The organism is Fischerella thermalis PCC 7521 (assembly GCF_000317225.1).
GTDB lineage: Bacteria > Cyanobacteriota > Cyanobacteriia > Cyanobacteriales > Nostocaceae > Fischerella > Fischerella thermalis.
Genome location: NZ_AJLL01000007.1, coordinates 60,949 through 72,329, shown reverse-complemented (window position 1 = coordinate 72,329; position 11,381 = coordinate 60,949). Strand labels below are relative to the sequence as shown.

Genomic DNA, 11,381 nt, shown 5'->3' with positions numbered 1-11,381 from the left:
TGTACAGACGTTGCTATGTACAGACGTTGCAGTGCAACGTCTCTACTTTAAGATAATGAGGGAATCCTGGCTAAAATCCCTTTTTTTAGAGGCTCGGGACGTTCTGACCAAGGTAAAAAACCATCAGATTTATCATAGTATTTGCTAGCACATTCGAGAATCGCAGCCGCACTATCGTCTACTGGTAAATCTCCAAACATATAAGTTAGTTTTCCAGAACCAGCGAAAGCAACAACACAAGAATGACTGCAAGCACTCATACATTCTACTTCTTGAATCGGAAAACCATCTTTGAGATGCCAATCTTGAGCTAATTCCTGAAGTTTCTTTAATAACTTTTGTCCACCACTTTCACCGACTCGCTTCCCATCTTGCCAGACACTAGCACAAGTCTTGCATACAAATAAAGTATGAGACGGTTGCTGAGTATTTTTATGTGTAGAAATTGCAGAAGTATTTGTGGTTGTGGTCATCTGTACCTCGCAGATATTTTAGAACTAAAATCAACTTCGGCGGGCATCCTGACTTACTTTGTTAAGTTCACAGTTGCGGGACAGCGCCGGACTTACACCGGACTTTCCCCGTTACCTCTAGTGGCTGCTCCCCACTAGAACCGAATGTTTTTGATTTTAACGTGATTTCGACAAAGTAGTTAGTTTGGCAACTTGTGGGCTGTTTTGAAACGCAGTTCTGAGAAAAAAACCTCGCCCCTAATCCCCACTCCCCAAAGGAAGTGGGGACCGATGAGTTCCCCTCCCCTTAGTAAGGAGAGGCGGGGTGAGGTTACTTTCAAGTCATAGGAACGCAGAGTTAGTATTTATACTTTTGTTGGTGTTGGTAAATCTACTTGCAACCGCTTAAACATAGCTTCTCGTCCTTGCATTGCCAAGGTGTCATCTATAGGTGATAGAGTGATAGGCTGTTGGTATTTCAGTCTCAGTGCGGTTTGAATTAACCAATCTGCGACGAAGGGATTTTTTGGTAACAGGGGACCATGAGAATAAGTAGCGATCGCATTCTGATAAAATACCCCTTCTGTGCCATCTTCACCATTGTTGCCTAAGCCATACACTACGCGTCCTAGTGCTTCTACTTTGCCCAGCTTAGTACGTCCGCCGTGATTTTCAAATCCGATGAGGTATGGTTTGCTACCCGTCATTTCTTGAAGATCCCGCGCTAAACGAGTTGCAGTCACTTCCACGACTAAATTTCCGATACAGCGTCGGACATTTTCGCCTGGATGTACTGATACGATGTCTAAAATGCCTAAGCCCTGAATGCGTTGTCCAAATCCTGGTTCGTAGTAATGTCCTAACAGTTGGGGTGAACCACAGGTAAAGACGCCGGGAGTACCATTTTCAATTTTTTCGCGCATTGCTTCTGCTTTCGCACCCTGCAAGTCACGCATGACAATTTCTTGCTGACGATCCTGTGCGCCACCACCCACAATTAAATCTACAGATTTAATATCTTCTGCTGTCGCATTTTGGTCTAAGGGCAACACTTTGACATTGTATCCTCGCCACTGACAACGGCGTTCTAGGACGATCACATTACCGCGATCGCCATAGGTACTCATGAGCGTAGGATATAGCCAACCAATGGTCAGTTCGTACTGTTTCATAATTTTAGGGATTGGGGATGGGGAGGACAAGGGGATGACTTGGAGGACAAAGGGGACAAGGAGGATAAGGGAGAATTTCTCCTTTATCTTCTCCCGCCCCCCGCTCTCTGATCACCTACCCCTAATCCCCTATTCTTTTGTACGAGGATATTATAGATAAGATCACAGATACCAATAAAATAAAAAGCAATGTCTATTGACAAAATGCCGCAAATCTACGCTTAAAATATAAAGCGCGCTCTCATTAGCAAAAACTATGGAAGTACTAGAACTAAAACGCGAAATTGAAACGTTGTGCGATCGCCTGGGTAAAACCCAGGACTATCTTTGACATACCCGCACTCACAGCCAAAATTCAAGACTTAGAACAAATCGCAGCACAACCAGAATTCTGGGAAGATCAAGTCAAAGCCCAAGGAACGCTGCAAGAACTGAATGATTTAAAAGCACATCTCCAACAATACGAACAGTGGCAAAGTAGCCTAGAAGACACGAAAGCAGTATTAGAGCTTTTAGAGTTAGAAACCGATGAAGCACTACTGCAAGAAGCAGAAGCTACTGTCACTAAGCTAAATCGAGAACTCGACCAGTGGGAGTTACAACAGCTACTATCTGGGCCTTATGACGATAAAGGCGCAGTTCTGACTATTAACGCCGGTGCTGGTGGTACTGATGCTCAAGACTGGGCAGAAATGCTACTGCGCATGTATACCCGTTGGGCAGAAAATCATGGCTACAAAGTAAACTTAACAGATGAGTCCGAGGGTGATGAAGCAGGTATAAAATCAGCGACTATAGAAATTACAGGTCGTTATGCCTATGGATATTTGCGGTCTGAGACAGGTACTCATCGCTTGGTCAGAATTTCGCCCTTTAATGCCAATGGTAAGCGCCAAACCAGTTTCGCTGGGGTAGAGGTAATGCCCCAATTAGATAACTCGGTGCAATTGGAGATTCCCGAAAAAGACTTAGAAATCACCACATCTCGGTCTGGTGGTAAAGGTGGGCAAAATGTCAACAAGGTAGAAACTGCTGTGCGTATTGTTCACATTCCCACAGGTATTGCTGTGCGTTGTACAGAAGAACGCAGCCAATTGCAAAACAAAGAAAAAGCCCTTGCGCGTTTAAAAGCTAAATTGCTAGTCATCGCTCAAGAACAACACGCCAAAGAAATTGCCGAAATTCGCGGTGATATGGTGGAAGCTTCTTGGGGCAATCAGATCCGTAACTACGTATTCCATCCTTACCAGATGGTAAAGGATTTACGTACCAATGTCGAAACAACTGCGATCGCTGATGTGATGAATGGTGAACTAGATATGTTCATCCAAGCTTATTTGCGGCAAGAAAATCAGTTGGTGGAAGCGGCAGTCTAATTTAGTTGTTAGTAATTAGTAGTTAGTAGTAGGGGCGCACAGGTGTGCGTCCGTATATTTGTTAGTTTACTGACCATCAACAACCAACAAGCAACCACTAACCATTAACTAAACAAACTGTTACATTGAAAGAAGATAATTGTCATCAAATCATTATGAGCAATTCTCCTGCTGATGAACGTCAACCCAGCTATGTCAAACTCGCGATGCGAAACATGGTGCAAAAGCGACTTACTTCTTTGAAGCATTTTGTACTAACCACTGTTGGGCTGTTAGCTGTCCTCATCGGTCTTGCTTATCTGACCCGCTGATCATAAACTATCAGTTTCACTACAGGAGATTTTTCGGCTAGTGCAAGTTGAAGTATATGTACAGAATTACCTCAATGAATATTCGCAATCTGAAAGTATAAAAATTGAGGATATACACATCCCCATTACATCTCAAACATGGGAAAATTGGTTCAATTGTTGGTTGGAAATATTACAACCAAGTATTTCGTCTACAGCAAATTATGAAATTGGGTTGCGTTTGACCAACGATTCTGAAATTCAAGAATTAAACGCTCAGTATCGTCAACAAAACAAGCCTACAGATGTTTTATCCTTTGCGGCATTAGAGGTAGACTCTCCTATACCAAGTGAAGCGCTAGCTTCTATGCCTTTATATCTTGGTGACATTGTTATTTCTATTGATACAGCACAGCAACAAGCTCAAAAGCAAGGGCATACTTTGTTAACAGAACTAGCTTGGTTGGCAAGTCACGGATTGTTACATCTGCTGGGCTGGGATCATCCGGACGAGGAAAGTTTAGAAAGAATGCTAAAACAGCAAGTAAAATTACTGAAGTCAGTAGGTATTTCTATTGACATAGAGTAGCATGATTTGCCTTCATATTTAAAGTGCGGCTTCCTAGTTGTTCTTTATATAATGATTCAGTAGAAAATTGGCAGAAATGTCGATTTAATTATTAAAATCGGCACATATTCCCAGTTCAACCACTCTGGTGCTGTAATTTTTCAACTATGTCCCAACCAGTTTCACCACCACCAACTTCAAACCACTTAGAAACAGTTGTCAGCAAAAAGCGAGAATTCTCCTGGCAAGTTGCTGCTAATCTATTCGTGAGTTTTAAGTATGCTTGGTGTGGGATAAGTTACGCTTTTCAAACTCAACGCAATTTTCGTATACACGTTGTTATTTGTGTAGTAGCGCTGGGATTAAGCATTTTTTTACGATTAAAAGCAGTGGAAATAGCAGTAATCAGTATAACTAGTGGCTTAGTTTTAGCATTAGAGTTATTAAATACAGCAATTGAGTCAGTAGTTGATTTAACAGTCAAGCAGGCCTACCATGAACTAGCAAAAATTGCCAAAGATTGCGCTGCTGGTGCTGTGTTGATTTCGGCTTGTGTAGCAGTTTTGGTTGCGATCGCGCTTTTATTTCCTCCTTTGTTAACCTTAATTTTGTCAGCTTTTTAGAGATTTCTCCTACAGAAGGAAACACCCCATAACACAATACAGTAATGTACCAGACGTGCCATGGCACGTCTGGTACACCTCGTCAAATCTTACTAGAAAGTTTCATTGGGACTGCTTTCATTTAAGACAAAAAATGCCCAGTTGTCTTTTGAATATGGTTTACAACTTTCTCGTAAGACTCTGGGTTACTAACTGGATTAATAATAATAGGGATAATGCCGTCTGGCAGCCAAAATGTGATTCTGCCATTCGGCGGTTCATAACAAAAAGAACTGATACAGTTGAGGTTAATTACATACTCGTTTCTCTCGTAGTAGATTTTCACCCAGTAGCTATTTTCTAATTGCGCTTCGGTGATGTATTGGATATACTCTAGAATTTTTTGGTAATCTTGCTGGTTACTTTGAGGATTGATTACTATTGGGATAGCACAATCAGGTAGCCAAAATGTTACCCTACCGTTTTGCTCATAACAAAAGGCACTTACGCGTTCAAAATTGACCACATATTCTTTCCTCTCGTAACTAATTTTTACCCAGTACGCCACAAAGTCTCCTTACACGGGGAATATATCAGGAGCATATTGTTGTACAGCACCCTCTTAGCAGAGTATAAATCTTTATCTGCCAGAAAGTTTTGCGTGAATTCTCTGGAAAATGGCGACTGATTGTCAAGAAATCTAGGAAACTGAAACAGGTGTGTGTCTGCCTTCGTAGGATTGATAATGAGCGATCGCAGCTTCGATAAAGCCTTTAAATAGAGGATGGGGCGCACTAGGACGAGATTGAAACTCCGGATGAAATTGGCAAGCCAGAAAGAAAGGATGCTTAGGCAATTCTATCATTTCTACTAAACGTCCATCGGGAGAAGTGCCACTAATCACATAACCAGATTCTAAAAACAGGTTGCGGTAAGCGTTATTGAATTCGTAACGATGGCGATGTCTTTCGTAAATTACTTCGTCTTGATACAGACTAAATGCTAAGGTATTGGGCAAAACACGGCAAGGATACAAACCCAAGCGCATTGTCCCGCCCAAATCTACCACATCTTGCTGTTCTGGCAACAGGTTAATAACTGGATTTTCTGTATGGGGTTCAAATTCAGAACTATGAGCATCGGTAAATGCTGCAATATTTCTGGCCCATTCAATCACAGAACATTGCATTCCTAAGCATAAACCCAAGAAGGGAATTTGATGAATGCGAGCATATTTGATGGCTTCAATTTTACCATCAACTCCACGCACACCAAAACCTCCAGGTACAATTACACCATCCACACCAGCCAAGTGATTCTCGGCTCCATCAACTTCTAGTTTTTCTGAATTTACCCACCGCAGACGCAAATCGCCACTCATGGCGATCGCTGCATGACGCAATGCTTCAACTACAGAAAGATAAGCATCGCTCAATTGTACGTACTTACCAACAATGGCAATTTCGATGGGATGTTTGGGACTATAAAGTCTTTCTACTAAAGTTTGCCACTGAGTTAAATCTGGTTGATGTTGCTCCATATTTAGCAACTCCAGTGTTTGCTGTGCTAGTCCTTCCCGTTCTAAAATTAACGGTACTTCATAAATGCTCTTAGCATCGATCGCGGGAATTACACAGGCTACGGGGACATCGCAAAACTCGGATAATTTGTGTTTTAATCCGGTTGGTAAGGGGCGATCACATCGACAAATTAAAATATCTGGTTGGATACCAATCGAACGCAGTTCTTTAACAGAGTGCTGTGTTGGTTTAGTTTTCATTTCTCCCGCCGAAGCAATCCAGGGAACTAAGGTGACGTGCATATATAACACGTTTTGCCGTCCTACATCTTTGCGGAACTGACGAATTGCTTCTAAAAACGGTAGTGATTCTATATCCCCTACCGTCCCGCCAATTTCTGTAATTACTACATCAGGATTTGTGTCTTTTGCAACTCTGTCAATTCTTTCTTTGATTTCATTTGTAATATGAGGAATCACCTGTACAGTGCCGCCATTGTAATCTCCGCGACGCTCCCGATTAATTACTGCTTGGTAGATAGAGCCAGTAGTTACACTGTTGAGACGCGACATGGAGGTATCAGTAAAGCGTTCGTAATGCCCTAAGTCCAAGTCTGTTTCCGCGCCATCCTGGGTAACAAACACTTCTCCATGCTGAAAAGGACTCATCGTGCCTGGATCAACATTAATGTATGGATCGAGCTTCAGAATCGATACCGAATAATTCCGAGATTTGAGCAAACGTCCCAGGCTTGCTGCTACAATGCCTTTGCCAATACTGGAAACTACACCACCGGTAACAAACACAAACTTAGTCATAACTTTTAATTTCTAGTAACTTCTCAAGGATGAAGGCTGAAGGATAAAGGATGAAGGATGAAAATAAGAATTTAGATTTTATACTTTACACTTCACACTTTACACTTCATACTTCTGCCTTTTGCCTTTCTTATTGTTGTGAATCTTAATGTATTTTGGCGTGAAATCACTTTTAGGATTTTTAATATTAGGCTTTATAGTCGCCTCCTCCGTATTTGTTTCAGCACAACAGCCGTATCCCTATTTGCGGGTAGTTTATCCTCCCCCAAATCACCAAACTAGTGCTGATCGCATTTTCTTCCTTGGTACAGCCCCCGCTTCCGGACAGGTTTTAATCAATGGTAAAGCAATCAGGCGCAGTCAGTCTGGCCATTTTGCCCCTAGTTTACCTTTACAGGTGGGAGAAAATACTTTTAAAATCAGCTACCAAAAACAAGCAATTCAGATTCAGGTAACAAGGCTTGCTACCCAACCGGAAATACCACAGGGTTTAGCCTTTGCCAAAGATTCTTTGACTCCAGCAGTGGACATTGCTAGACTTCCAGGGGAATTGATTTGTTTTAGTGCGATCGCCACTCCCAACGCCAGTGTCTCTGTAAAATTGGGTAATCAAACAATTTCCCTCTCGCCCCAACCCCAACAAGCACAACTACCAAGCAATTTGGCAGCACTGACAGGACGAAATCAACCTTTTGTTAACCATCATAGTGCTAGCAAATACGAGGGATGTACTACAGTACAGGAAAATGATTTACCCGTTGCAGACAACACCAACGAAGTAGATTTAGGTAAACCTCAGTTTCAACTGACGCTAAATGGCAAAACGATAAATCAGGAAGGAACAGGAAAAATCACTATCCTATCACCCGCAAAATTGCCAGTTGTGGAAGTCACAGCCGATGCTGGTGTTGCTCGTACTGGTCCGAGTACAGATTATTCTCGACTGACGCCCCTACCTAAAAGTACACGTGCAGCAGTCACAGCTAGGGAAGGAGAATGGTTGCGCTTGGACTACGGCGGTTGGATCAATAGTAAGGAAACCACTATTATACCAGGGGCTGTTCCTCCCCACTCAATCATTCGTAGTGTTGGTTATCGTCCACAACCTAACATGACAGAGATGGTTTTTCCTCTGCAAGTTCCCGTCCCTGTCAGCGTACAACAAGGAGATAAAACTTTTACTCTCACTCTCCACAATACCACCGCTCAAACTGATATTATTCGCTTGGACGATAATCCTTTAATTTCTCGCTTAGATTGGCAGCAAGTGAAGCCAGAACAGTTACAATACACCTTCAATCTCAAAAAAAGTCAACAGTGGGGATACAAGCTGAGATACGAAGGTACAAGCTTGATATTGAGTTTACGTCACTCTCCCATTCGTAACAGCAAACAAAAGCCTTTATCAGGCATCAAGATATTACTAGATCCAGGACACGGTGGCAAAGAACCTGGTGCAAGAGGACCAAATGGCTACTTAGAAAAAGATGTGAATTTAACAGTATCAAAATTAGTCCGGGATGAATTGGTGAAGCGAGGCGCGATAGTGGTGATGACGCGGGAAGATGACAAAGAAGTTTCGCTTCCTGATCGTCAAGCAATCATAGATAGGGAAGAACCAGCAATTTCTATTTCTATCCACTACAACTCCCTCCCCGACGATGGCGACGCCGAAAACACCAAAGGGGTAGCAACTTTTTGGTATCATCCCCAAGCGCACGACTTAGCAATATTCATGCAGAATTATCTAGTTAAAACCAGAAAACGGCCTTCCTACGGTGTGTTTTGGGATAACTTAGCGCTGACGCGTCCAGCGAGTGCACCATCAATATTATTAGAGTTAGGTTTTATGAGTAACCCCGATGAATTTGAGTGGGTGATGGATGAGAAAGAACAAAAGAAATTAGCAAAGGCTGTAGCTGATGGAATTGTCGAGTGGTTTAAGAGTGTGAACTAAATCCCTGACTTTTTGGAAAAGTCGGGGATCTCAAGAGTGTTGCAATCACTGATTTTGAAGAGTTAATCGACAATGTTCTCGTTTCAACCAAGATATATTTTCGGTCAAAGCAAATCAGAAAGTGATAGTTTGCCTTCCATCTGAAGTTTGGCTTGCACACAAGTAGCACAACTACAACCAAGTTGATCAATAATCGCTTGAGAGTCACTAGATAAGTTTGGTGCAATCCATGGGTGAACAGGTTGTGCAGATACGAAAGTTACCTGTTGTGTGACAGCAGCTATAGACTTGAGATAAGATGCAGCCGCCGGATTTGCTACCAACAGCATAGAAGCAAGGACTACAGGACAAGCAAGTAAAATTAGTTTGATTATGTTCATAATTGACAACAAACCCTATAGGACTATAGCATAGCCAATCCTTGCCGACTCGTCATGAGTAATAATTGTTCCTTTTAGCTGTTAGCCTTATCCAAAACCTTGACCATGTGATGTTTGTGCCCAAATAAATAATTCACCCTCTTTACCACCAGCAGCTAGTAGCTTACCTTGGGGATGCCAAGCTAGGCACGAAAAGCCATCTGATGCGCCTGTGAGAATTTGCGATATTTGCTTGGCATCTTTCCATAGACAAACCCAGCCATCAGCACCTGCGGAAGCCAGTAGCAAACTATGAGGTGCAAAGGCGATCGCATTAATTACATCTACATGATTGGTTAATACAGTTGCTTCCCAACCTAAAGACTCATCCTGCGACTTTTCCCAAACAACGATACCGTCAACGCTACAGCAAGCCAAAATCGGTACACCATTTTGATTGCCAATATCTGACCAGGCGATTTCGCGAATCTTACCCGGAAAGCCACGCATCACCCAAGGCTGGGGGTCATTACCAGAGACTAGTAACTGACTTTCAACTACAGTGATGGTGCGATCCATATTGCCGGAAGCCAGATACTTGCCATCAGGCGACCATGCCATAGCAATACTGACAGAAGGTATATCCAAAATATATGGTTCTTGATTCCAGTCTTGGCAATTCCACACCTTAATACCCTGATGACCACCAATGGCAAGGTATTTGCCATCACTACGCCAATCAATATCCAATGCTGATGAAGACTCAAAATTGAGAATCACAACAATCTCACGAGTATCAGCATTCCAGACTTGCACGCGCCGCCCCAAGCTAAAAGCTAGCTGGTGAGAGTTGGGACTCCAAGTTAGTTGATCAACCCAAGCCGGAGCATTTTCTAAAGTAGCAATTAATTCTGTTCCTTGCCAAATCTTGACTAGACCATCTTGACCACCCACGGCTAAGAATTGCCCATCATGGGAAAAAGCCAGGCAATCAACAGATTGATCATTGCTAGTTTGCAAGGTTGTTAAATTGTCATTTTGCCATAGTGCTACTTCCCCAGCAGCAGAAGCAGCAGCAAGCATTTTACCTTGTGGCGACCAAGCGATCGCTCTCACGTAATCTGAAATGGTTCCAGAAAAGTACTGGTCAAATTTTTTGGAATTGAGAGTTGAGGGTTTCATAATGATGGGGGGATGGGGTGATAGGGGGATGGGGGGATGGGGGGATGGGGAGAATAAATATTTATGCCCTATGCCCAATTCCCGATCCCCTTTAAACTAAGCAGGCGAGAAAATTTTGTTTTAATTTGGCTTCATCTAGGTTACGACCGATAAAGACCAGTTCATTTTTACGGGTTTCGCCTTCTTTCCAGCGGCGGTCGGGTTTGCCTTCAAAGATCATATGCACACCTTGAAAGACAAAGCGATCGTCCTCTCCGGCGATATTTAAAATACCCTTCATACGAAAGATATCGGGCCCTTGGGTTTGCAGTAACTTGCCTAGCCAGTTGTTGAGTTTCTCTCCATCAAGTGCGCCTTCGGCAACTAAAGCCACAGAATAAACGGTTTCATCGTGTTCGTGGGCATCTTCTCCCAAAAATTCTGGGTCAATTTCCAAAGCCCGATTCAAATCAAAGGCTTTCACACCTAAAAGTGCATCCATTCCTACTTCGGAATTGCGGGTACGGTAAATTTTTGCCATTGCATTCATCCCGCGAATTCGCCTTTCTAATTCATCTAGCACATCTGACGTCACTAAATCGGTTTTATTCAACAAGATAACGTCCGCAAAGGCAATCTGTTCTTGTGCTTCGTCAGCTTCCCAATGCTGCCAAATGTGCTTAGCATCTACCACCGTTACCACTGCATCCAGTTCTAATTGTTGGCGCATATCTTCATCGACAAAAAATGTCTGAATGACTGGTGCGGGATCAGCTAACCCAGTGGTTTCAATGACTAAATGGTCAAATTTATGACGGCGTTTCATTAAATTACTGATGATGCGAATCAAATCGCCCCGTACCGTACAGCAAATACAGCCGTTGTTCATCTCAAAGATTTCTTCATCTGTATCGATAACTAATTGATTATCAATGCCGACTTCCCCAAATTCATTAACAATCACAGCCACTTTCTTGCCATGTTCATGGGTGAGAATACGATTGAGCAGAGTTGTTTTTCCTGCTCCTAAATAACCTGTAATAACTGTTACTGGAACTACGTCTGTTGTCACACTGCTGACCATATCCCAGATACCTTTTTTTAAA

General features: G+C 42.6%; 12 protein-coding genes and 1 riboswitch. Of the genes, 5 read left to right on the top strand and 7 right to left on the bottom strand.

What is annotated here, in order from left to right; all coding sequences use genetic code 11:
* Positions 1 to 47: 47 nt before the first annotated feature.
* Both UYK_RS0101725 and UYK_RS0101720 read right to left on the bottom strand, forming a co-directional pair.
* Complete coding sequence (locus tag UYK_RS0101725) at positions 48 to 473, bottom strand: DUF1636 domain-containing protein (RefSeq protein WP_016870796.1); 426 nt, start codon at positions 471 to 473, stop codon at positions 48 to 50.
* 21 nt (positions 474 to 494) lie between these two features.
* A riboswitch (cobalamin riboswitch) is annotated at positions 495 to 633 on the bottom strand.
* Positions 634 to 817: 184 nt separating this feature from the next.
* Complete coding sequence (locus tag UYK_RS0101720; RefSeq protein ID WP_009455366.1) at positions 818 to 1,624, bottom strand: type 1 glutamine amidotransferase; 807 nt, start codon at positions 1,622 to 1,624, stop codon at positions 818 to 820.
* A 256-nt stretch (positions 1,625 to 1,880) separates the two neighbouring features.
* On the opposite strand from UYK_RS0101720, the gene prfB reads away from it, so the two are divergent.
* From prfB to UYK_RS0101700, 4 genes are all read left to right on the top strand, one after another.
* Positions 1,881 to 3,000 (top strand): peptide chain release factor 2 gene (gene prfB / locus UYK_RS23965; RefSeq protein WP_009455365.1). Its coding sequence is split into 2 segments (ribosomal slippage): positions 1,881 to 1,952 and positions 1,954 to 3,000, totalling 1,119 coding nucleotides; the frame shifts between segments, so codons are not numbered across the junction.
* A 155-nt stretch (positions 3,001 to 3,155) separates the two neighbouring features.
* Positions 3,156 to 3,311 carry a DUF3285 domain-containing protein gene (locus tag UYK_RS24745; RefSeq protein ID WP_016870795.1) on the top strand — a complete coding sequence of 52 codons (156 nt, stop codon included), beginning with the start codon at positions 3,156 to 3,158 and terminating at the stop codon, positions 3,309 to 3,311.
* A 40-nt stretch (positions 3,312 to 3,351) separates the two neighbouring features.
* Entirely contained in the window at positions 3,352 to 3,879 is a 528-nt protein-coding gene (gene ybeY, locus UYK_RS0101705; protein WP_009455363.1) for an rRNA maturation RNase YbeY, read from the top strand.
* A gap of 146 nt (positions 3,880 to 4,025) precedes the next feature.
* On the top strand, positions 4,026 to 4,481 hold the full coding sequence (locus UYK_RS0101700; RefSeq protein ID WP_009455362.1) for a diacylglycerol kinase: 456 nt from the start codon (positions 4,026 to 4,028) through the stop codon (positions 4,479 to 4,481).
* A gap of 121 nt (positions 4,482 to 4,602) precedes the next feature.
* On the opposite strand, the gene UYK_RS0101695 is transcribed toward UYK_RS0101700, so the two are convergent.
* Positions 4,603 to 5,028 (bottom strand): hypothetical protein, encoded by a 426-nt coding sequence (locus UYK_RS0101695; RefSeq protein ID WP_009455361.1) that lies wholly within the window; start codon positions 5,026 to 5,028, stop codon positions 4,603 to 4,605.
* A 132-nt stretch (positions 5,029 to 5,160) separates the two neighbouring features.
* The gene (locus tag UYK_RS0101690) at positions 5,161 to 6,798 is read right to left on the bottom strand and encodes a CTP synthase (protein WP_009455360.1); all 1,638 of its coding nucleotides are present in this window, start codon (positions 6,796 to 6,798) and stop codon (positions 5,161 to 5,163) included.
* A 148-nt stretch (positions 6,799 to 6,946) separates the two neighbouring features.
* Between UYK_RS0101690 and UYK_RS0101685 the strand changes: the two genes are divergently transcribed.
* On the top strand, positions 6,947 to 8,755 hold the full coding sequence (locus UYK_RS0101685) for an N-acetylmuramoyl-L-alanine amidase (RefSeq protein WP_016870793.1): 1,809 nt from the start codon (positions 6,947 to 6,949) through the stop codon (positions 8,753 to 8,755).
* Positions 8,756 to 8,859: 104 nt separating this feature from the next.
* On the opposite strand, the gene UYK_RS0101680 is transcribed toward UYK_RS0101685, so the two are convergent.
* The 3 genes from UYK_RS0101680 to UYK_RS0101670 form a co-directional block, all read right to left on the bottom strand.
* Positions 8,860 to 9,135, bottom strand: coding sequence for a hypothetical protein (locus UYK_RS0101680; RefSeq protein ID WP_009455358.1), 276 nt, complete (start codon positions 9,133 to 9,135; stop codon positions 8,860 to 8,862).
* Between the two features lie 87 nt (positions 9,136 to 9,222).
* Positions 9,223 to 10,296 carry a WD40 repeat domain-containing protein gene (locus UYK_RS0101675; RefSeq protein WP_016870792.1) on the bottom strand — a complete coding sequence of 358 codons (1,074 nt, stop codon included), beginning with the start codon at positions 10,294 to 10,296 and terminating at the stop codon, positions 9,223 to 9,225.
* Positions 10,297 to 10,387: 91 nt separating this feature from the next.
* Positions 10,388 to 11,359, bottom strand: coding sequence for a CobW family GTP-binding protein (locus UYK_RS0101670; protein WP_009455356.1), 972 nt, complete (start codon positions 11,357 to 11,359; stop codon positions 10,388 to 10,390).
* Between the last annotated feature and the right edge of the window lie 22 nt (positions 11,360 to 11,381).